16 protein-coding genes are annotated in these 22,136 nt (G+C 41.9%); 5 read left to right on the top strand and 11 right to left on the bottom strand.

What is annotated here, in order from left to right:
- Positions 1-12 precede the first annotated feature (12 nt).
- Genes R2S08_RS25155 through R2S08_RS25165 form a run of 3 tightly spaced genes read left to right on the top strand, consistent with a single transcriptional unit; the run spans position 13 to position 4,345 of the window.
- Positions 13-1,890 (top strand): CocE/NonD family hydrolase, encoded by a 1,878-nt coding sequence (locus R2S08_RS25155; protein ID WP_316837704.1) that lies wholly within the window; start codon positions 13-15, stop codon positions 1,888-1,890.
- A gap of 11 nt (positions 1,891-1,901) precedes the next feature.
- Positions 1,902-3,560: a M1 family metallopeptidase gene (locus R2S08_RS25160; protein ID WP_316837731.1), complete on the top strand. Its 1,659-nt coding sequence runs from the start codon at positions 1,902-1,904 to the stop codon at positions 3,558-3,560.
- Positions 3,561-3,616: 56 nt separating this feature from the next.
- Positions 3,617-4,345: a head GIN domain-containing protein gene (locus R2S08_RS25165; protein WP_316837705.1), complete on the top strand. Its 729-nt coding sequence runs from the start codon at positions 3,617-3,619 to the stop codon at positions 4,343-4,345.
- A 63-nt stretch (positions 4,346-4,408) separates the two neighbouring features.
- Here R2S08_RS25165 and R2S08_RS25170 read toward each other — a convergent pair whose 3' ends face one another.
- From R2S08_RS25170 to R2S08_RS25190, 5 genes are all read right to left on the bottom strand, one after another.
- Positions 4,409-5,299: a hypothetical protein gene (locus tag R2S08_RS25170; protein WP_316837706.1), complete on the bottom strand. Its 891-nt coding sequence runs from the start codon at positions 5,297-5,299 to the stop codon at positions 4,409-4,411.
- 126 nt (positions 5,300-5,425) lie between these two features.
- A complete protein-coding gene (gene odhB, locus R2S08_RS25175) occupies positions 5,426-6,655 on the bottom strand; it encodes a 2-oxoglutarate dehydrogenase complex dihydrolipoyllysine-residue succinyltransferase (protein WP_316837707.1) in 1,230 nt (409 codons plus the stop codon).
- Between the two features lie 20 nt (positions 6,656-6,675).
- A complete protein-coding gene (locus tag R2S08_RS25180) occupies positions 6,676-9,471 on the bottom strand; it encodes a 2-oxoglutarate dehydrogenase E1 component (RefSeq protein ID WP_316837732.1) in 2,796 nt (931 codons plus the stop codon).
- 65 nt (positions 9,472-9,536) lie between these two features.
- The gene (locus tag R2S08_RS25185) at positions 9,537-10,415 is read right to left on the bottom strand and encodes a MerR family transcriptional regulator (protein WP_133782321.1); all 879 of its coding nucleotides are present in this window, start codon (positions 10,413-10,415) and stop codon (positions 9,537-9,539) included.
- Positions 10,416-10,519: 104 nt separating this feature from the next.
- A complete protein-coding gene (locus tag R2S08_RS25190; RefSeq protein WP_316837708.1) occupies positions 10,520-11,818 on the bottom strand; it encodes a DASH family cryptochrome in 1,299 nt (432 codons plus the stop codon).
- 606 nt (positions 11,819-12,424) lie between these two features.
- On the opposite strand from R2S08_RS25190, the gene R2S08_RS25195 reads away from it, so the two are divergent.
- Both R2S08_RS25195 and R2S08_RS25200 read left to right on the top strand, forming a co-directional pair.
- A complete protein-coding gene (locus R2S08_RS25195; protein ID WP_316837709.1) occupies positions 12,425-13,354 on the top strand; it encodes a TIGR01777 family oxidoreductase in 930 nt (309 codons plus the stop codon).
- 23 nt (positions 13,355-13,377) lie between these two features.
- Positions 13,378-14,694, top strand: coding sequence for a deoxyribodipyrimidine photo-lyase (locus R2S08_RS25200; protein ID WP_316837710.1), 1,317 nt, complete (start codon positions 13,378-13,380; stop codon positions 14,692-14,694).
- On the opposite strand, the gene R2S08_RS25205 is transcribed toward R2S08_RS25200, so the two are convergent.
- The 6 genes from R2S08_RS25205 to R2S08_RS25230 all read right to left on the bottom strand — a co-directional run bounded on the left by R2S08_RS25205 (position 14,691) and on the right by R2S08_RS25230 (position 22,099).
- Complete coding sequence (locus tag R2S08_RS25205) at positions 14,691-15,629, bottom strand: FKBP-type peptidyl-prolyl cis-trans isomerase (protein ID WP_316837711.1); 939 nt, start codon at positions 15,627-15,629, stop codon at positions 14,691-14,693. The genes R2S08_RS25200 and R2S08_RS25205 overlap by 4 nt on opposite strands.
- A 10-nt stretch (positions 15,630-15,639) precedes the next feature.
- Positions 15,640-16,140 carry an FKBP-type peptidyl-prolyl cis-trans isomerase gene (locus R2S08_RS25210; protein ID WP_316837712.1) on the bottom strand — a complete coding sequence of 167 codons (501 nt, stop codon included), beginning with the start codon at positions 16,138-16,140 and terminating at the stop codon, positions 15,640-15,642.
- A gap of 118 nt (positions 16,141-16,258) precedes the next feature.
- Positions 16,259-18,049 carry an acyl-CoA dehydrogenase family protein gene (locus tag R2S08_RS25215; RefSeq protein ID WP_316837713.1) on the bottom strand — a complete coding sequence of 597 codons (1,791 nt, stop codon included), beginning with the start codon at positions 18,047-18,049 and terminating at the stop codon, positions 16,259-16,261.
- Between the two features lie 46 nt (positions 18,050-18,095).
- Positions 18,096-19,274, bottom strand: coding sequence for an acetyl-CoA C-acyltransferase (locus R2S08_RS25220; RefSeq protein WP_316837714.1), 1,179 nt, complete (start codon positions 19,272-19,274; stop codon positions 18,096-18,098).
- A 25-nt stretch (positions 19,275-19,299) separates the two neighbouring features.
- Positions 19,300-21,663, bottom strand: coding sequence for a 3-hydroxyacyl-CoA dehydrogenase/enoyl-CoA hydratase family protein (locus tag R2S08_RS25225; protein ID WP_316837733.1), 2,364 nt, complete (start codon positions 21,661-21,663; stop codon positions 19,300-19,302).
- Entirely contained in the window at positions 21,641-22,099 is a 459-nt protein-coding gene (locus tag R2S08_RS25230; RefSeq protein ID WP_199076060.1) for a MarR family winged helix-turn-helix transcriptional regulator, read from the bottom strand. The genes R2S08_RS25225 and R2S08_RS25230 overlap by 23 nt, the downstream gene beginning before the upstream one ends.
- Between the last annotated feature and the right edge of the window lie 37 nt (positions 22,100-22,136).

A 22,136-nucleotide genomic window follows, 5' to 3' on the forward strand; every position in this document is an offset into this window, starting at 1 on the left:
CTAATTCTTATCATGGCCAGATTAAAATTCCTCTACTTCGCTGTGTTCCTTATTTTTACAGCCACCACACTCTTCGCACAACAAACAGACTCTGCTTATGTGCGCGAAAACTACACCAAAATAGAACGTCTCATTCCAATGCGTGACGGGGTAAAACTATTTACAGCAATTTACATCCCAAAAGAAAAAGGAAGAAAGTTTCCATTTTTAATCAACAGGACACCTTATACAGTTTCACCTTATGGTGAAGACAAATACAAAACCTCACTGGGCCCAACCTCCCTCTTTCTTAAAGAAGGATTTATATTTGTTTACCAGGACGTCCGCGGAAAATGGATGAGTGAAGGTGAATATGTCGATATCCGGCCCCAGATTGCCAATAAAAAAAGTAAAAAAGATATCGATGAAAGTTCCGACACCTACGATACCATCGACTGGCTGCTCAAGAATATCCCAAACAACAATGGAAAGGCTGGAATTTACGGAATCTCCTATCCAGGCTTTTATTCGACCACATCCCTTCCAAACGCACACCCTGCCTTGAAAGCCGTATCCCCTCAGGCCCCGGTTACAGACTGGTTCCGTGGAGATGACTTTCACCATAATGGCGTTTTATTTCTCGCCGATGCTTTCAGCTTCTATTCAGGCTTTGGTGTACCCCGTCCAAAACCAATTACACCAGATAAAGGCCCAAAAGGATTTGAATTCCCCATTAAAGACAACTATCGTTTCTACCTGAGCATAGGTGCGCTTAAAAACGTAAAAGAAAAATATTTTGGTGATACCATTAAATTTTGGAACGACCTGATGGCCCATGGCACCTACGACAACTTCTGGAAAGAAAGAAATATCCTGCCTCATCTCACCAACGTCAAACCTGCTGTTCTAGTCGTAGGAGGCTTTTTTGACGCTGAAGATGCATTTGGCGCGATCCATACTTACCAGGCCATTGAAAAGCAAAACCCTTCTGCGAAAAACAATCTGGTTATGGGCCCATGGTTCCATGGCGGCTGGGTAAGAAGTTCCGGCCAAAGCTTCGGAGACATTCCTTTTGGACAACCCACAAGCATCTGGTACCAGCAAAACGTAGAATTTCCTTTCTTCATGCAATATCTGAAAGATACTGCCCCAGCTCAACTGGCTGAAGCAACCATTTTTGTAACCGGAAGCAATGAATGGAAAAAATTCAACACCTGGCCTCCGAAAGATGTTGAAAACAAAACACTTTATTTTCAGGCGAATGGACAATTAAGTTTCACAAAGCCAGGCGCATCCAACAATTTTGACGAATACGAGAGCGATCCAAATAACCCTGTGCCCTACCAGGCCGGCATACAGGAACACAGAACCAGGGAATATATGATCGACGATCAAAGATTTGCAGCACGCAGACCAGACGTAAAAGTGTATCAGACTGATGTACTTCAGGAAGACATCACCTTAGCTGGCCCTTTAACTGCAGATTTGCAGGTATCCACTACAGGAACTGATGCAGATTATGTTGTAAAATTAGTTGATGTATACCCTGAAGACGCACAAAACCCAAGCCCAAATCCAAAAGGACTGATTATGGGTGGCTACCAGATGCTGGTGAGAGGTGAAATTATGCGTGGCAAATTCCGCAACAGTTTTGAAAAACCAGAAGCCTTCCAGCCCGGTAAAGTTACCGAAGTAAAATACAGCCTTGTCGATGTGGCCCATACCTTTAAAAAAGGACATCGCATTATGATACAAGTGCAAAATTCCTGGTTTCCAATCGCTGACCGTAACCCACAGAAATTTTTAGACATCTATACCGCAGATGACAAGGATTTTCAAAAAGCAACACACCGTATTTACCACGATGCGGACCATGCATCAGGTCTTAATGTAACTGTTTTAAAACCATAACAGCTGTGAAAATGAGAAATGCTTCGTTAAGTCTGTTTATACTTTTATTCCTGGGGCTGAGCTTAAAAGCACAACCTCTCCATCAAAAAGCAGCTTTTAGCCGCGCAGATACCCTAAGGGGAACATTAACCCCGCTCAGAACATGCTATGACCTTACTTACTATCATCTGGATGTGAGCATAGACATCGATCAGAAAAGTATCTCAGGAAGCAACGAGTTTGTTTTCACTGCTACGCAGGATTTCAAACGCCTGCAATTTGACCTGTTTGCCAATCTGAAAGTAGAAAAAGTCGTCTATCAGAACCAGGAACTCCCTTTTACGCGGGAGTTCAATGCCGTATTCGTCACTTTCCCCAAAACCATCCGGAAAGGGAGTAAAGATCGTTTTACCGTATTTTATTCAGGCCATCCAATTATAGCTAAAAATGCCCCATGGGATGGTGGATTCATATTCTCTAAAGACAAATCCGGTACTCCATGGGTATCAGTAGCCTGCCAGGGGCTTGGTGCAAGCTGTTGGTGGCCCAACAAGGACCATCAAAGCGATGAAGTAGACAGTATGCTAGTGAGCATCCGGGTTCCAAAAGGATTAAAAGAAGTCTCCAACGGCCGCTTAAGAAGCATCCAGAAACAAGCCGATGGAACCACCAAATTCAACTGGTTCATCAGCAACCCCATCAATAACTACAACGTGACTTTCTATATCGGAGATTATGCCCACTGGACAGATGAATACCAGGGAGAAAACGGAAAATTAACTTTGGATTACTGGGCCTTAAGTCAGGACAGTGTACAAGCAAAACCCCATTGGGACCAGGATGTTAAGCCTATGCTTCAATGTTTTGAACACTGGTTTGGGCCATACCCTTTTTATAGCGATGGTTATAAACTGGTAGAAGCTCCGCATCTTGGCATGGAGCACCAGAGCGCTGTAGCCTATGGAAATCAGTTTAAAATGGGCTACCTCGGCAAAGATCTTTCCGGTACAGGCTGGGGATTAAAATTCGATTTTATTACCGTTCATGAAAGCGGACACGAATGGTTTGGCAACAACATAACCTCCAAAGATATTGCCGATATGTGGATCCATGAAAGCTTTACAAATTATTCGGAAACGCTGTTCACAGAATGTAAAAACGGGAAAGCCGCCGGCGAAGATTATGTCATCGGAATACGGCACAATATTGCCAATGATATTCCCATTATTGGCAGCTATGGAGTCAATAAGGAAGGATCAGGTGACATGTACTATAAAGGCGCCAACATGATCCATATGATCCGCCAGCTGATTGGGAATGATGAAAAATTCAGGAACATCCTCCGGGGCCTCAACAAAACATTTTATCATAAAACCGTAACTACAGCAGAGGTAGAAAACTATATAACTGAACAAAGCGGGCTTAAACTACAAAAAGTCTTCGACCAGTACCTCAGACATCCATCCATTCCTGAATTGGAATATAAAATTAATGGAAAGCAATTATCCTACAGATGGAAAGCTGAGGTAAAAGACTTTGATATGCCTGTAAAAGTTAGTCTAATACCAGATAATTATAGCTATATCTATCCAACCAGCACCTGGAAAACAGCAGAAATTGACCCCTCCATAAAGGACGAGACCTTTAAAGCTGATCCAAACTTTTATATTACCATTAAATTTTTCAAATAATTTAAAATTGATGCAACATTCTGAAGAAAATATGGTCTTATTAAAAAACCTTGCATATGAACACATCAGCTAAACTTATTTTACTTGCATTGCTTTCTGTATCTACCCTTGCAGATGCCACTGAAAGCCATCATAACAAACCTTTCCATGCAGTTAGACAGGACCAACAAGTCCGCAACTTCAACGGTGTGGCTATCGGTGGTTCTATTAAAGCCATCATCAAAATCGGTTCTGAAGAAAGTATCCGCTTTGAAGGTGACCAGGAGGCCATATCTAAACTTAAAGTCGAAGTAAAGGACGGGGTTCTCAGTGTAAAGCCCGACAACAAATGGAATGACTGGGGCAAAAAATTTGGTAACACAAAAATCATCGCCTACATCACAGCAAAACGAATCAACTCTTTAGCTATGGGTGGCTCGGGAAGCATTGAAATGGAAAGTCCGCTAAACACAACGGAACTGAGTACCACGATAGGTGGCTCAGGCTCTATCACAGCTAAAGTCTCTCTGAAAAAACTGACTTCCGTCATCGGAGGATCAGGCAACATACAGATTGAAGGCAAAACCGACGAATTCAATGTGACCATTGGAGGCTCAGGTTCTGTCAAAGGAAAAGAACTTTCTGCCGAAAAAGTTTCAGCCAGGATCAGTGGATCGGGAACAGTTTATGTTACAGCCAATAAAAACATCAACGCTGTAATCTCTGGTTCGGGCACCGTACACTATAGTGGAAATGCTTCTGTAGAAAAAACAGTGGTTGGATCTGGTGGTGTTAGAAAAGACTAAAATACAGGCATAAAAAAATCCCCTTCTTTGCAAAGAAGGGGATTTTTTTATGCCTGATCAGGATTAGAACTGATATCCGAGAACAAGGTAATTTTCTACATATTTTATCTTTTGACTCGCACTGTCGTACTCATTTCTTCCTGTTGTATGGATCTTCGTTAAATTGATCCATCCCACCTTGGTACTGTTTTGCAGAAACAATCCTTTGGTCAGAAAGAATTTAAATCCCAGCTTAGCAGAAACACCGTAACCAGCAAGGTTCCAATAGTTGTTTTCTCCGACATTAAACAGGTAAACCTCACTTCTAGGAATTACAGCACCTACACCAAGTCCCGTCTCCATCGTTAGAGAGGTCTGCTGAGAACGGGGAACCCAAATATCATCGTGTCTTTCTACTTCAACACTGGCATAATTCAATCCGTCTGTATGCTCAAATCTTAGCATATCAGGTCCCACATTAATTACCTCTCCGTTATACTTTCCTGCATAATGACCTGTAGGAATTCCAGGATTCGAAATTGTTGGATCAATATGACCTTCAATTTGAACCGACTGCGGAATATCCATTACATATTTCATATGGTCCCAACCCAGGGAAATGCTATAATTATCCTTAATAAAATAACCAAAGTGAAAATTGAATTGTGGAATACTGATCAGACTCGGTTTAAGATAGTCCCAGGTTAAGGGCGTTTGTCTATCATGGGCAACCACATTTTTCAATGTGAAATCGTATCCGGGCCCCTTAAAATTGATATCACTCTTGTCATACCAGGAATGGTTGTATCCCCAGATTACAAAGAAATCGCCCTTTCTGGAGAAATTCCTTTTAACTTCATTTGAGAAAATGCTTTTACCGATTTTCGGACCATCAGCATTTGCGTCAGAAACTTGCTGCGCACTTAATTTTTTAGAAAAAATTAACAAAAAAAAGAGTAAGTATTGTTTTTTCACGGACAAAAATAATTGAATTACAAACAACTCTGTATGAGCAATGTAATATTATGACTTATAAATGGTTTATCTCAGAACTAAAAAAGACCCGTCAGATTGACGGGTCTTTTTTGGTATCATGTTTTATTAAACACCCAGCAGCAAACGTGCAGGATCTTCTAACAATTGTTTAACCCTTACTAAAAACCCTACCGACTCGCGGCCATCAATGATCCTATGATCGTAAGATAAAGCCAGGTACATCATCGGACGTACAACCACCTCACCTTTTTCAGCAATAGGCCGCTCAATAATATTGTGCATTCCTAAAATAGCAGACTGAGGAGAATTGATAATTGGAGTAGACATCATCGATCCGAATACACCACCATTAGTGATTGTAAAAGTTCCACCTGTCATTTCTTCAATAGACAACTTACTGTCACGGGCTTTAGTCGCCAGCTCAATCACAGTTTTCTCAATCTGGGCAAGGCTCATACTTTCCGCATTACGGATAATAGGAACAACCAAACCTTTAGGTGCAGAAACCGCAATAGAAACATCAACAAAATCGTTATACACAAGCTCTTCACCTTCAATCCTTGCATTTACAGCAGGGAAATCTTTTACAGCTTCACAAACCGCTTTGGTAAAGAAACTCATGAAACCAAGTCCTACACCAAATTTTTCTTTAAACTGGTCTTTGTACTTACTGCGCAAATCCATGATCGGCTTCATGTTTACCTCATTAAAGGTGGTCAACATCGCCGTCTCATTTTTTACAGCAACCAAACGTTTAGCTACAGTTTTACGAAGCGGAGTCATTTTCTGTCTGCGCTCATTTCTTGATCCCGCAACGGCAGCAACAACAGGTGCAGCACTTACTGCTGGAGCAGCAGGTTTAGATGCCGGTTTTTGAGCGCCTAATGCATCTTCTTTTGTAATGCGTCCATCTACTCCGGAACCTTTAACTGAAGCCGGGTCAACGCCTTTCTCTGCTAAAATCTTACCCGCAGCAGGAGAAGGCGTACCTGTAGCATAACTTTCTCCATTTTTTTCAGCAACAGGAGAAACCGCCTTTTCTTCGATCACGACTTTTTCAGCAGCCGGTGCTTCTTCTTTTGCTTTAGGTGCCGCAGCCCCTCCATCTTCAATTTTGCAAACAACTGCACCAATTGGTAAGGTATCACCTTCACTGGCCACAGTTCTTAAAGTTCCCGCTTGTTCTGCAGTTAATTCAAAAGTTGCTTTATCTGATTCCAGTTCAGCAATAACTTCATCCATTTCAACTGCTTCACCATCATTCTTTACCCAACGGGATAAAACAACTTCAGTAATTGATTCACCTACCGGCGGAACTTTTATTTCTATACTCATAACTGATGTATTATAATTATCTAATCTACATTAAACACTTTATTCACAGATTTTTTAGCAATCTTCTTTTCTGTCTCCGTTACCGGAACCTCAAAAGCTTTAGCCAAAATGTAAGCCTGCTGATCTGCATGCTGTCTTGCAAAACCAGATGCCGTACTGCTGCTTTCTTTTCTGGAAATCACTTCAATTTCACTAAAGATCGTCCTTCTCATTTTGCGAAGCAGATAAGGCCATGCACCCATGTTTTCAGGCTCTTCCTGAACCCAAATGGCTTCGTTTGCATTTTTATATCCGTTATAAACAGCCTCCATTTGCGCTAAAGGCAATGGATACAATTGTTCCAGACGTACAATCGCTACATTTTTGATTTTATCCGTCTGTTGTTTCTCCAGCAGCTCGTAATAAATTTTACCACTGCAGAACAATACACGTGTTACCTCTGCCGGTTTCACATTCACATCGTCAATTACCTCATGGAACTTACCATTGGTAAACTCTTCCAGCTTGGAAACGCATAAAGGATGACGAAGCAAACTTTTCGGTGTGAATACCACCAAAGGTTTTCTGAAATCTCTTTTAAATTGTCTGCGCAGTGCATGGAAGAAGTTCGCAGGCGTTGTACAATTCGTTACCTGCATGTTATAATCCGCACACAGCTCCATAAAACGCTCAATCCTTGCAGAAGAGTGCTCCGGTCCCTGACCTTCATAACCATGAGGCAACAGCATCACCAAACCATTTTCTCTCTGCCATTTTGTTTCCGCACTGGCAATATATTGATCCACTACAATTTGAGCACCGTTAAAGAAATCTCCAAACTGTGCTTCCCAAATGGTTAACGCATTTGGATTCGCCATGGCATAACCATATTCAAAACCCAAAACACCATATTCAGACAAATGCGAGTTATAGATATCAAATGGTGCCTGCTGATCAGAAACATTGGCTAAAGGGATATACTCCTCTTCAGAATCTTCAAGTGTCAATACTGCATGACGGTGAGAGAATGTTCCACGCTCCACATCCTGACCACTTAAACGAACGCGTTTACCTTCTGCCAGTAGCGTACCATAAGCCAGTTGTTCACCCATTGCCCAATCAAATACATGCGTTGTATTTGCCATTTTGCTCCGTTCATCAAACAGCTTCTCAATTTTCTTAAAGAAACGTTTATCAGAAGGCAGCGTACTTATTTTTTTCGCAATTTCCAGCAAAGTAGATTTCTTCACTGAAGTATTCGGCGAAGTTTCAAAATCCTTTTCGGTAGCAATACGCATATCTGCCCATGCACCTCCAAACTTCACATCCTGATAAGTAGACGTAATTTCTTTAGCCTCATTCAGTCTCTCCTGTAAAATTCCACGGAATTCCTTTTCCATTTCCTTTGCCAGACTCGCCTCCATTTTACCTTCGCTGATCAGTTGTTTGATATAGATGTCACGCGGGTTGGCATGTTTCTCTATCGCTTTATACAACAGTGGCTGTGTGAATTTAGGCTCATCTGACTCATTGTGTCCAAACCTGCGGTAGCATAAAATATCAATAAAAACATCGTTTCTATATCTCTGACGATATTCCATGGCCAGATTAATCGCATACACAAGCGCCTCTACATCATCCCCATTTACATGGAAAACCGGTGAAAGCGTTACTTTTGCAATATCAGTACAGTAGGTACTGGTACGGCCATCTTTATAGTTCGTAGTAAAACCAATCTGGTTGTTGATTATCAGGTGGATGGTTCCTCCGGTTTTATAACCATCTAAACCTGCCATTTGGATCACTTCATAAACAATCCCCTGACCGGCCACAGAAGCATCACCATGAATTAATATAGGTGCTATTCTGGCATTATCACCAGCATATTTAAAATCGATTTTAGAACGGGTCATCCCTTCTACCACACCATTCACTGTTTCCAGGTGTGACGGGTTAGGGCAAAGGCTTAAATGTACACTCTTTCCATCATTCGTCGTTACATCGGTTGAATAACCCAAATGATATTTCACATCACCTCCAAACGGAGAAGCGGCGCTATATCCTTTACCTTCAAATTCAGCAAAAATATCCTTATAGGTTTTCTGCATGATATTGGCCAAAACATTGAGACGGCCACGATGTGCCATACCAATTACAAACTCTTCAATACCAAGCTCAGACCCTTTTTCAATCACAGAATCCAGTGCAGGGATCAAAGCCTCAGCACCTTCCAGTGAGAAACGCTTCTGACCAAGGAATTTGGTTCCTAAAAAGTTCTCAAAACTAACGGCCTCGTTTAATTTCTTTAAAATTCTTCTTTTCTCATCAATAGAGAAATTCGCCGTGTTACGGGCACTCTCCATTTTATTCTCAATCCAGCTTAATACTTCAGGCGTCCGGACAAATTTATATTCCGCACCAATTGACCGGCAATAGGTTTGCTCCAGAAAAGCAACAATATCGCTCAACTTAGCTGCACCAATACCAATTTCTATCCCTGAATTAAAAACCGTATCCAGGTCATCCTTGCTTAAGCCAAAATTTTCCAGATCCAGAGTGGGTATATGTTTGCGTCTCTCCCGGACAGGATTGGTTTTGGTAAACAAGTGGCCACGGTTTCTGTAACCATTAATGAGATTGAGTACGTTAACTTCTTTAAAGAAATGCTCCGGGGTCTCTGTTGTTACCGAGGCCCCTGCTGAACCTCTTCCGAAGTCAAAACCTTCAAAAAATTTTTGCCATCCAAACTCTACAGCATCAGGATCTTCTTTATAAGCTTGATATAAGGAATCTATGTATTCGGCATTTTCGCCGCTGAGATAAGATAAATTATCCATCATTTATGAATTTACTATAAGTGTAGCAAAATTAGGATTTTACCTTATAAAACAGGCAAACTTCTTTATATTTCTTCCAGAAATTCGACCATATCACAAACATTCCTCAACGGGACAAGATGGTCCTTTACCAGAATGTCAAATTCAGCGATTAAACTTCCCCCAACCAGCAGCGGGACGTTCAAATGATTCATTACTTTTTCAATGATTTTATTAAGATCCTTTCCAAGATTAAGCGAAGTCATTACAATAAAAGCGTAGTCAGGCTGATAAGATTCTACTACTTTTTTAACATCAGCATATGGAATTTCAGAACCCAGATACAGGGTATCATGTCCACATTTTTTCAACAGATATCTGGCAAAGAGCAAACCCGTTTCATGCATTTCAGCCTCAGGCAGAAACAGCAAAAATCGTTTTGGCTCCTCTTTATGTGGCTTCTTTATTTTGTCGATACAAACAATGATCTGATCGCGGATCAGGTTAGAGGCAAAATGTTCATGGGAAGGATCTATTGTTCCAGTCTGCCAGAGCATACCTACCCTTTTCATAAAGGGGAACAACACTTCATCCATGGTTTTGATCAGGCCCATTTCCTTGATGCATCCGGAGAGAATATTAGAAAAGGCGACTTCATCATATTTAAGGGTGGCGTCAGAAAGATTAAGCACCTGGACCACATCATTATTCCAGTCTCTTTTGAGTTGTGTAACCAGATCTGCGATCTGTTTTTTACTCATTTTTGCAATCTTACTGATCTTATAGCCATTTTCATTCAGCGCAACAATGTTTAGAAGCATCTTTAGATCCTCCTCATCATAATACCGGATATTCGTAGCAGTTCTCTTCGGCGGCACAAAATTATACCTGCTTTCCCATGCACGAATGGTATGAGCCTTGATACCAATCAGACCCTCGATGTCACTTATTGAAAATTTTCTCACAATATATTTACAACAAATGTTAAACAACTTTATCTAAAATGCAATTTTTGTTTAACATTTATTGGAATATCGTTCTTCAGTGCATTTAAAAGCCGATAAAAATTTTAAAGTGCTGCCGGAAGATCTGAAATTTGGACATTCAGCAATTTAAATTGCTTGTCCAGATCGAAAGTATTTTTTTTAGAACCCTGATCTTTACCACCTCCGGCCACAATAGCCCAGTTGCACCAGTTACTTGCAGGAGAATAGTCAATTAATCTCTCTTCAAAATAGGTGGCACCTCTTACCCAATTGATCTTCAGGACATGAATCAGAAAAGTAGCGGTCAGCAAACGGGCTGAATGCGGAATGAAACCTGTCTGATTCAATTCTCCTATATATTTATCGATAAGCGGATTCCCTGTTTGACCTTTCATCCACTGCAGCCACCTTTCCCTTTCCTCTTCTGTCAGCGGGGCCTGATCAAATTCCAGTACGGCATCATTAAAGAAATCCATCCCATGCTTTTTAAACATAAACCTGAAATAATCTCTCCATAAAAGGCCCAGTAAAATCTGGTTAAAGTTAGGATTTGCACCATATTTATCTTCTGCATCTTTCACCAGCCAATACACCATACGGGGAGACAAACAGCCGAAAGACAGCCATGCAGAAAGCTTGGAGGAAAACCCTTGTTTACCCGCACTCAGTTTCGCCGGCACTTTCTGATATACCTCAGATCCTTCTTCCAGCAATTGTTTTAAATGCTTTAACCCTTCCGGTTCACCGCCGCATATGGATGGGAAAAGTTCTGTTTCATCTATAGACATCTCCTGCAGTAGTTCCTCCAGAGCGGGAACTTGTCCCCAGTCTTCTGCTTCTTCAAAAGAAATCACCTCAGGCGCCAGGAAACATGCTTTTACAATGGCATCACGTTCTGTTTTCTTTTTAAACTGTGTAAAAGCATCCGGGATATCCTTAATCGGAAAAGGCAGGTCTTCTTTATTGTATAAAGTATGCCCTATAAAGTGTCTCAGGTTAATTCTTAATTTCCATAAGCGGTCTTCTGCATAAGCAGATATCTTCGTTTCCTCAGGACCGACCTCCCGGTGATGGTACACCTCGGCGATATCATATTGCTCCACCAGTTCAGGCAACAGCTCTTCTGGTTTCCCCTTTAAAATTAAAATATTACCACCAAGATTTTGAAAAGATATCCTTAAGGCCTCTACACTTTCGATTAGAAATTTTGTTCTCAGCGCACCAGATTTAAATGTACCCTGCGGAGTAGATTCAAAATAACGCGGATCAAAAAAGTAAACAGGCAAAATACTATCCGACTTAGCAATGGCTTCTACGAGCATTTCATTATCATGCAACCGGAGATCATTCCTAAACCAAACTAATATTTTTTTGGATTTCATCAATACAGAACTAGATATGTTAGATAACTCACAAAAATATAGGATTTTGCTTCTTAAAACTAGCATCCTACGTAATATTTACACTAACAAAACAAAAGGATGTACGCTTTTCGTAAAAAATAAATGTACTCTTCGGAGACTACGCTTTCTGCGCGCCGCTTTGCGGCATGCTTCGAAAGCTGAGGTCTCCTCAGAGTAACATTGATTTTTTTCGAAGTGTTTATGTTTTTATTTGTTCTCAAGAGCTCGCAGGCTCGGTTTTCTAGGCGCTTACTGGGGGACAATCCATGCATGGTGCATAGCAAACCCTACTAATCAACGCTGCCTGGCTCACCTCCCTTATTAAGTGCCTTATAAAAATGTAAAACTATTCAATAAACTCATCTGCACCCTGCCCAGACTCGCCCCCTCCCTAAGCGCCATATAAAAATCGATATTACTCTTAGAGGACCTTAGGGCGCCTTGCCACAGGAGCGCAGCGGGGCAAGGAGTCCAGTCCTCTAAGAGTAATATCGATTTTTCCCATAAGCTTATTTTTCTAAAACTTATTTGGGTGGTGAAAGGTTATTACCTTTAGCTGCTCTAAAACGCTAAAATCAGATCGCGATGAAAAAGCACATCCTAATTACTGGAGCCACAGGAATGATTGGCAAAGAATTGATCAAAACACTCTTAACATCAGGGCACAACGTTTCCATATTGTCCAGAAAGCCGGTAAAAACAAAAAAAATACAAGTTTACCTCTGGGATGTATACAAACAAACAATAGACCAATCCTGTCTGGATGGGATCGACACCATAGTACACCTGGCAGGAGAGAACATAGCCGAAAAAAAATGGACTAAAGAACGAAAACAGCAAATCATAGACAGCCGGGTCTTGTCTACCAACCTGCTCTATAAAACACTGAAAGAAACCCCCAATCAGGTAAAAGATTTTATCTCCGCTTCCGCCGTAGGCTATTATGGAGACTGCGGCGATGAAATACTAACCGAGCAAAGCGAAAAAGGCTATGGTTTCCTTGCAGAATGCTGCGCGCAATGGGAAGCCGCAGTAGACAAAGGAAAGTCCCTTAGCCTGCGAACTGTTAAACTCAGAACCGGATTTATCTTAAAAAAGGGCGAAGGCGGACTCGCATCCATGGAAAAACCCATTCGCTTTTTTGTTGGCGCCCCGCTGGGCACAGGAAAACAATGGGTACCCTGGATCCATATAAAAGACATGATCAACATCTATCTGTTTGCCATTGAACATCCGGTAATGATAGGTGCTTTCAATGCCTGCGCCCCCTATCCGGTCACCAATCAAACCCTCACCAAGTCCATTGCAAAATCATTACACAGGCCAGTCTGGCCTATCCATGTTCCCGAAAGCGTATTACAGTCCATTTTGGGAGAGATGAGCACCGTCGCATTGATCAGCAACAATACATCCGCACAGAAATTACTCGATTACGGATTTACTTTTAACTTTACCCAGCTGGATGATGCGTTGAACAATATCTATCACGCCCAGCGCTATGCAGCATTCCAATAAATAGAAGCCGATACACCTACAGAATGACAACACAAGAAATATGCATTTGCTGGTTGCGCAGAGACTTGCGCCTTGAAGATAACGCCGCATTGTACTACGCTTTAAAAACCGGCCTGCCCGTATTGCCCCTCTTCATTTTCGACACCCATATTTTAGACAAACTACAGGACAAAACAGATGCCCGTGTTTCCTTCATTCATCAAACTTTAAGCAAACTCTCTACAGAACTTGCCCAACTGGGATCTTCCATCCTGATCAAACACGGGCAACCAGAAGAAGTATGGCCGGAACTGCTCCGCTCCTATACGGTTAAATGTGTAATTGCCAATCATGACTATGAGCCCTATGCCCTGGAAAGAGACAATGCTCTTGCAGAATATCTAAGTTCAGAGGAAATCAGTTTCAATACCTATAAAGACCAGGTCATCTTTGAAAAAGGTGAAGTCGTTAAAGATGATAAAAAACCCTATACGGTTTTTACGCCTTACTTTCGGCAATGGCTCAAAAAACTAGACGATTTTTACCTGAAAGCTTACCCTACGCACCAGTATTCTTCTCATTTGCTAAGAACAGAACCACTCCCGCTCCCAACATTGGAAGAACTTGGTTTTTTCCCCACTACGATCCCATTTCCATCAAAAGATTTCAGTTCGAAACTACAGGAATATGAACAGCGCAGGGATTTTCCGGCAGATGATGCGACTACACATATTGGCCTCCATCTACGTTTTGGAACCATCAGCATCCGCCATGCCGTGTCGCAGGCCCTAGCACATAAAGCAGACAAATGGCTTTCAGAACTGGCCTGGAGAGAATTTTACATGATGATCCTATGGCATTTCCCACATACAGTTCAGTCGGCATTTAAACCTGCTTATGATCAGATTCAATGGCGAAACAACGAAAAGGAATTTGAAGCCTGGTGCCAGGGTGAAACCGGATACCCCATTGTAGATGCCGGGATGAAACAGCTCAATCAAACAGGCTATATGCACAACCGGGTCAGAATGGTCGCAGCCAGTTTTCTAACCAAACACCTCCTGATCGACTGGAGATGGGGAGAAGCCTATTTCGCAGAAAAACTGCTCGATTATGAAATGGCCAGTAACATCGGCGGATGGCAGTGGGCTTGTGGATGCGGTAATGATGCAGCCCCGTATTTCCGGGTATTCAACCCAGAACTGCAGGCTAAAAAATTTGACCCGGATCAAACCTATATCTACCGTTGGGCACCCGCATACAAAACAAAAAAGCATGTCCAACCTATTGTTGAACATGCTTTTGCCAGAGAACGTGTCCTTAGCGTGTTTAAGGATGCCCTGGATAAAACACTTAATTAGTTATTCGCTACATCTGTAACTTCAATATCAAAATCCAGAACTGCATTTCTCGGAATGGTTAAAAGACCTGTGGAGGAATTCACGGATCCCGCAGTTCCATATGCCCAGCGTGATGGTGTGATGATCCTTATTTTACCACCTTTTCTAATCCGCGGAATGTTTCTGCCCCAAGCCTGGATCACACTGGTTAATGTAGTTGAAAAAGTACCATCGGTACTGGAGTCAAATGTTGTTCCATCCAGATATCTTCCGGTATATTTTGCTGTAACGGTTGTTCCCAAATTAATGATGTCTGTTCCGGTTCCAGGATCTGTAATCACATAATAGATTCCCACTGGATCTTTTACAGCACCAGTAATGCCTTTTGCAGCTATAAAATCAGTAATCTTTTTATCATCAAAATCACTCTGCTTCTTATAAGGAAAAGTGGTCACTGTGACATCCAGCACCTCATTGGACGGCACGCCCAATGTAGGAGAACCATTCTTCCCAAAAGCAAGATAAGAAGGCACCAAAAGTCTTAAGGTGCCACCCGGAATAACTTTCAGCAATGATCTTCTAATGCCCTCAATAGCAATTCCTGTTGAAGTAGTAGCGGTATAAATAGACACACTATTGGTGTAACCAACCAATGTTCCGTAATTTCCATTTGCAGCATCCGCATAATATACTGTTCCACTTTGCATAGATTTCAGACTAACGTGGTACAATACAGAATCCGTACTTTTCAACAAATCACCTGCAACAGGATTGGTAACCGATGAATAGAACCCAGTAGAATCCTTAACCATTGTCAGGTTATTTGACGATATAAATTGCTGAATTTTCGAATCATCCGTATCCTGAATAGATTCGTATTCTTTTTTACAGGAAGCAAATAGGACCAACAGGCCTGTAATAGCCACTATATATGATGCTGATAATTTTTTAAGCATTCTTAATTATTTATGGGGTTATGGTTTTCGTTTTTGTAACTTGGTTTATATTAATGTTAAAATCAAGAATTGAATTCGCAGGGATTAAACCAATTGGCCTGTTAATGTAAGCCAGTGTTGAGGGAATGATCAAACGGATCCTTCCTCCATTTTTAACTAATGGAACACCAATCTGCCAGCCCAAAATGACATTTTTTAAAACAAAACTGCGGGGTGTCACTGTTGCCACAGAATCGAAGGCTTTTACAGCCCCCAATACCCGTCCATCGTAAAATAAAGCAAGTGTATCCGTTAAAGCAATTTGATCTGTGCCGGTTCCCTGGTTAACAATCTTGTAAAATACGCCCTTTTCTTTTTTAACATCTTTAATTCCATTGTTCACAATATACTTCTCAATCAACGCTGAATCTATCTTAAATTGAGCGCTCTTGTCATAAGGGGTATCCTTACTACAGGAAGATATTATGCCTGCAAAAGCAACTGCAACCAATAAAATCTTGTTTTTTAACATAATGCACAAAAATAGTCTTTTATTAGGGATAGAACAATTTTTAACCATTTTTAACAAATCAATAAAAAAAGGCGCCCCCAAGATATGGAGACGCCTGAATCATTCGAGACGGGAATAATTAATAACAATATTTATTTGCAGCAATCAATTCCTGCGCTACTTTCTGACGTAATTCCTTCACATTGAACGGCTCCATTTTTGTAAATCTGCGCAATCCAACCATCATCATTCTCAATTCATCGCCTTCAGCAAAAGACCATAAAGCTTCTTTCCCCGCCTTTTGAACCGCATCCACCGCTTCCACAAAATAGATCCGCATCATATTCAGTTGTCCGGCACAAGCTTCCTCTCCTTTCAGATTCACCAGCTTCTCTGTTCTCAACATTGCAGATTCCGCTACATATACATAACTCGCCATGTCTGCAATATTCATTAAGATCTCCTGTTCTTTAGACAGGCTCATCATGAGCTTCTGCACCGCAGATCCAGCCACCATTAAAGTCGCTTTCTTCAGGTTCTTAATGATCTTTTTCTCCGCGGCAAATAAAGTCGTATCCTCCTCACCAAAATCAGGGATAGACATCAGTTCTCCGGCCACCGCAGTTGCAGGTGTCATCAAATCCAGCTCCCCTTTCATCGCACGCTTCAGCATCATGTCTACCGTCAGTAAACGGTTGATCTCATTGGTACCTTCAAAAATCCTGTTGATCCTGGCATCCCTGTAAGCCCTGTCCATAGGTGCCTCAGCAGAAAATCCCATACCACCATAAATCTGAACACCTTCATCTACCACATAATCCAGGGCTTCAGACCCCCAGACCTTCAAAATCGCGCACTCTACAGCAAACTGCTCTGTTGATTTAAGTTTGGCTTTACTGGCATCCATTCCGCTGGCAACCAAAGCTTCATAAGCATCATCAATATTCTGACCTGCGCGATAATTTGCAGATTCAACAGCGTACACTTTGGTGGCCATTTCAGCAAGTTTATAGCGTATAGCCCCATATTTTGAAATCGGGCGTTCAAACTGTACCCGCTCATTGGCATAATTTACAGCAGTATCAATCACAGATTTTGAAGCTCCGATTGCCGCTGCAGCCAATTTAATACGACCTATGTTCAGAATATTTACAGCAATCTTAAATCCATTCTGGCGCTCAGACAGCATATTCTCCACAGGTACAGGGCAATCATTAAAGAACACCTGTCTGGTAGAAGAACCTTTAATTCCCATTTTATGTTCTTCAGGATTCATGGTCACACCGCCAAATTCCCGCTCTACAATAAATGCCGTTAAATTTGCATCATCATCTATCTTCGCGAAGACAATAAATACATCAGCAAAACCACCATTCGTGATCCACATTTTCTGTCCGTTGATGATATAATGTTTACCATCTGCAGTCAATTTCGCTTTTGTTTTTCCGGAATTGGCATCAGATCCCGAATTCGGCTCCGTTAAACAATAGGCTGCCTTCCACTCACCAGTTCCCAGTTTAGGAATATACTTCGCTTTCTGTTCTTCATTTCCATAATATAAGATCGGCAAAGTACCAATACCGGTATGTGCAGATAAAGCGACCGCAAAAGAATGTCCGGCACCAATCACATCTGCAACCAACATAGAGGTATTGAAATTTTTACCGAAGCCCCCGTATTCCTCCGGAATAGAAACCCCGAGGATACCCAGTTCACCTGCTTTAGTCAGTAAAGAAGGCATCAAACCCTCTTCCAGTTTGTCAATCCGGTCCAGGTTGGGGTAAACCTCTGCCGTCAGGAAATCACGGCAGGTCTGCGCAATCATTCGTTGTTCTTCATCAAATTCTTCAGGAATAAAAACCTCCTGATAAGTGGTGTCTTTAATTAGAAATTCGCCACCTTTTATCGTTTTTTTATCTGTAGTTTCCATAATACTTATTTCCTTGCGGATCGTTAAAAATGATCAGATCTGTTTTTTATAATAATTCAAAAATACCTGCAGCACCTTGTCCGCTGCCCACACACATGGTCACCATACCATATTTCTTATTTCTTCTTTTCAGCTCATTGAACAATTGCACAGATAACTTTGCTCCGGTACAACCCAATGGGTGCCCTAAAGCAATCGCCCCACCATTCACATTCAAAATATCGGTATTGATCCCCAATTCTCTCACCACAGCCAAAGACTGTGAAGCAAAAGCCTCATTCAGTTCAATCAGATCCAGTTCTTCCAGCTTCATACCTGCCTGTTTCAGGGCTTTTGGAATGGCATAAATCGGCCCTATCCCCATGATCCTTGGTGGTACACCCGCAATACCATAACTCACCAGCCTTGCAATCGGAGCCACCCCAAGCTCTTTCAGCTTACTTTCCGAAACCACCAGTACAAATGCAGCACCATCAGAGGTTTGCGAAGAATTTCCTGCTGTAATACAGCCATCTGCAGCAAAAACAGGCTTCAATTTTGCCAGTTTTTCTATAGACGTATCTGCTCTTGGCCCCTCATCTGTATCGACTACGTATTCCCTGCTTTGTTTTTTCAGGTTGGCATCCAGGTAGTTTTCATGCACCGTAATGGGTAAAAGACCGTCTTTCAAATGACCATTTTTAATCGCTTCTACAGCTTTTTGGTGGGAGTGATAAGAAAATTCGTCCTGGTCTTCCCGGCTCACTTTATATTCTTTAGCTACCGCCTCTGCAGTTAAACCCATTCCCCAGTACCAATCCGGATTGTTCTTTGCCACCTCAGGATTGGGCACTACTTTCCAGCCCCCAAAAGGCATACCCGACATCACTTCTACACCGCCTGCAATGATACAATCCGCCATACCGCTTCTGATTTTCGCCACTGCAGTTGCAATAGTCTCCAGTCCAGAAGCGCAATACCGGTTTACGGTAACACCTGGCACCTTATCCGTATCCAGGCCCATCAGGGAGATCATTCTTCCCACATTCAAACCTTGCTCTGCCTCGGGCGTCGCATTACCTACAATCACATCATCAATTTGCGCTTTATCCAGGTTGGGCACCGAAGCCACCAGATGTCTGATCACCTCAGCAGCCAGATCATCTGCCCTTGTAAAACGAAATACACCGCGAGGGGCCTTGCCCACAGCTGTACGATATCCTGCTATAATATATGCTTCCTGCATGTCTATGTCTTTTTAATGGTCTTAATTAGTTTCTTAGCGGTTTTCCCTTAGTTACGATACTCTGTATCCGTTCCAAAGTTTTGCGTTCTCCGCAAAGCGAAAGGAACACTTCCCTTTCCAGGTCCAGCAGATACTGCTCTGTAACCTCTGTTGGCGAAGACAAATCCCCACCGCACATGACCCAGCCTAATTTTTCTGAGATTTTTTTATCGTGTTCTGAAATATAATGTCCGGAATACATGGTATTTGCACCTGCATATACAATTCCCAGGCCTTGTTTTCCCAAAACTTTAATGTCTTTCCGTCTAACCGGCTGTGTATAACCCGCCTCAGCCAGTTCAATGGCCTTGGCTTTAGCATCAGCAATTAAACGACTCCTGTTCATACTGATAGAATATTTACCTTTTTGCAAATACCCCAGTTCAAAAGCTTCCACTGCAGAAGTAGATACTTTCGCCATTCCGATGGTCAGAAAACGATCTTTCAATACATTTTGCACAATCTGATCTTCCTTGTACTCATCAGAAGCACGAAGAGCAAATTCTTTAGTTCCTCCTCCGCCGGGAATTACCCCCACACCAAATTCTACCAGTCCCATATAAGTCTCTGCGTTGAGTTGCACATGATCCGCATGCAAACTGAATTCACAGCCACCACCCAGGGTTAAATTATGCGGAGCCACCACCACAGGGATAGAAGAATAACGAATACGCATAGACGTATTCTGGAAAGTCCTGATGGCGAGGTTCAACTCTTCCCATTCCTGCTCTACCGCCATCATAAAGATCATTCCAACATTGGCCCCCGCAGAGAAATTAGCCCCATCGTTCCCAATAACCAGTCCCCTGTATTCCTTCTCCGCCAAATCAATTGCTTTATTAATCGCCTGCAAGGTATCTCCTCCAATGGTATTCATTTTGGAATGGAATTCCACATTCAGAATCCCGTCGCCCAGATCAATAATTGAAGCACCAGAATTTTTCCATATGGTCTTGTTTGCACGCAAATTGTCCAGGATAATAAAGGCCTCAGCACCTGGAACAGCTTTATAAGATTTTGACGGAATATCATAATATTTCTTTACACCATCCTCCACTTTGTAGAAAGAGGTATGCCCCGCAGCCAGCATTTCCTGTACCCAGGCTGCAGCCTGATGTCCATAAGTTTTCATTCCTTCCAATGCAACTTGTACACCTACGGCATCCCAAATTTCAAAAGGCCCTAAATCCCATCCAAAACCCGCTCTCATAGCATCATCTATCCGGTATAATTCATCAGAAATTTCAGGAATCCGGTCAGACACATATTCAAACAAGCCAAAAGAAGAAGCCCGGAAGAGTTCTGCAGCCTTATCTTTACCCGCGGCAAAAATTTTCATCCGGTCTTTTACATTTTCAATCGGCTTGGTCAAATCCAGTGTTGCAGATTTAACCTTTTGCTGAGGACGGTATTCGAGTGTTTTGAGGTCCAGTGCCAGGATCTCTGTTTTGCCCTCCGCATTTTTAGTTTTTTTATAAAAACCCTGACCTGTTTTATCACCCAGCCATTTATTGGCATCCATTTTCTCCACATAAGCCGGCAATTTAAACAAGTCATGCGCCTTATCTTCAGGACAGTTGTCATACAAGCCTTTCGCCACCTTAACCATGGTATCCAGTCCAACTACATCGGTGGTCCGGAAAGTAGCCGATTTAGGTCTTCCCAGTGCGGGCCCGGTAAATTTATCCACTTCCTCTACCGTAAGATCCATTTTCTCTACCAGATGCAATAATGCCATAATAGAATACACGCCTACCCTATTGGCAATAAATGCAGGAGTGTCTTTACAAAGCACAGTGGTCTTCCCAAGAAACTTATCCCCGTAATACATCAGGAAATCCACAATTTCCGGTTTAGTCTGCGCTGTAGGAATAATCTCCAGCAAACGCAGATACCTTGGTGGATTAAAGAAATGGGAACCACAAAAATTAGCTTTAAAGTCATCAGACCTTCCTTCTGACATTAAATGAATTGGAATACCAGAAGTATTTGAAGTCACCAGGGTACCAGGCTTACGATGCTGTTCCACCTGGTCAAACACTTTTTTCTTAATATCAATATTTTCAACAACGACCTCTATAATCCAGTCGCAACCGGCTATCTTAGCCATATCGTCTTCAAAATTACCAGTAGTAATCCTGTTCAAAACCTTTTTAGAATAAACCGGAGAAGGATTGGTTTTTACCGCCGTTTGTAAAGCCGCATCCACAATACCATTTCGGGGTCCTTCTTTTGGTACAATATCCAACAACAATACCTCTACACCTATATTCGCAAAGTGACAGGCAATACGTGAACCCATGATACCTGAGCCCAAAACTGCTACCTTATTTATCTTTTTGTTTATCATCATCTGTAGTACTTGTATATGCTAAAGTTAGTTTATTCAATTTCTGCAGGGTAAGGAGCAAATTGCTTTTTTCCTGTACACTGAGGTTTTCATTCAGGTACTCATTAAACGCAATCACCACGCCCTTTGCCATCTGTCTCTTCTCCCTGCCAAGATCTGTTAAAAACACCTTTACAGATCTTTTATCGCCAGCAGAAGTTTCCCTGTAAATTAACCCCAGATCTTCCATATTGTTTAACATTCTGGACAAACTGGTTGCTTTTACACCAAGAAGGCCGGCCAGTTTGGAAACTGCAGTACCTTCTCTCTCGATATTAATCAACACATAACCAATGGCCTGCGTTATACCAAATCCCGAAGCAATCTGGTTATAGCTGTTGGACACATTCTGCCAAACCACTTTTAAAAAATAATCTATTGTTTCCTGCTGTTTCATTAATTATTATGCTTGCATAACAAAGCTAATGAATATT

Origin of the sequence: Pedobacter nutrimenti, from assembly GCF_032678445.1 — a bacterium.
GTDB classification, from domain to species: domain Bacteria; phylum Bacteroidota; class Bacteroidia; order Sphingobacteriales; family Sphingobacteriaceae; genus Pedobacter; species Pedobacter nutrimenti_A.

Bases quoted from the DNA above. Each gene is read 5' to 3' on its own strand.
- R2S08_RS25155 (WP_316837704.1), top strand. From the start codon at position 13: ATGGCCAGATTAAAATTCCTCTACTTCGCTGTGTTCCTTATTTTTACA.
- R2S08_RS25160 (WP_316837731.1), top strand. From the start codon at position 1,902: ATGAGAAATGCTTCGTTAAGTCTGTTTATACTTTTATTCCTGGGGCTG.
- R2S08_RS25165 (WP_316837705.1), top strand. From the start codon at position 3,617: ATGAACACATCAGCTAAACTTATTTTACTTGCATTGCTTTCTGTATCT.
- odhB (WP_316837707.1), bottom strand. From the start codon at position 6,655: ATGAGTATAGAAATAAAAGTTCCGCCGGTAGGTGAATCAATTACTGAA.
- R2S08_RS25180 (WP_316837732.1), bottom strand. From the start codon at position 9,471: ATGGATAATTTATCTTATCTCAGCGGCGAAAATGCCGAATACATAGAT.
- R2S08_RS25190 (WP_316837708.1), bottom strand. From the start codon at position 11,818: ATGAAATCCAAAAAAATATTAGTTTGGTTTAGGAATGATCTCCGGTTG.
- R2S08_RS25195 (WP_316837709.1), top strand. From the start codon at position 12,425: ATGAAAAAGCACATCCTAATTACTGGAGCCACAGGAATGATTGGCAAA.
- R2S08_RS25200 (WP_316837710.1), top strand. From the start codon at position 13,378: ATGACAACACAAGAAATATGCATTTGCTGGTTGCGCAGAGACTTGCGC.
- R2S08_RS25205 (WP_316837711.1), bottom strand. From the start codon at position 15,629: ATGCTTAAAAAATTATCAGCATCATATATAGTGGCTATTACAGGCCTG.
- R2S08_RS25210 (WP_316837712.1), bottom strand. From the start codon at position 16,140: ATGTTAAAAAACAAGATTTTATTGGTTGCAGTTGCTTTTGCAGGCATA.
- R2S08_RS25215 (WP_316837713.1), bottom strand. From the start codon at position 18,049: ATGGAAACTACAGATAAAAAAACGATAAAAGGTGGCGAATTTCTAATT.
- R2S08_RS25220 (WP_316837714.1), bottom strand. From the start codon at position 19,274: ATGCAGGAAGCATATATTATAGCAGGATATCGTACAGCTGTGGGCAAG.
- R2S08_RS25225 (WP_316837733.1), bottom strand. From the start codon at position 21,663: ATGATAAACAAAAAGATAAATAAGGTAGCAGTTTTGGGCTCAGGTATC.
- R2S08_RS25230 (WP_199076060.1), bottom strand. From the start codon at position 22,099: ATGAAACAGCAGGAAACAATAGATTATTTTTTAAAAGTGGTTTGGCAG.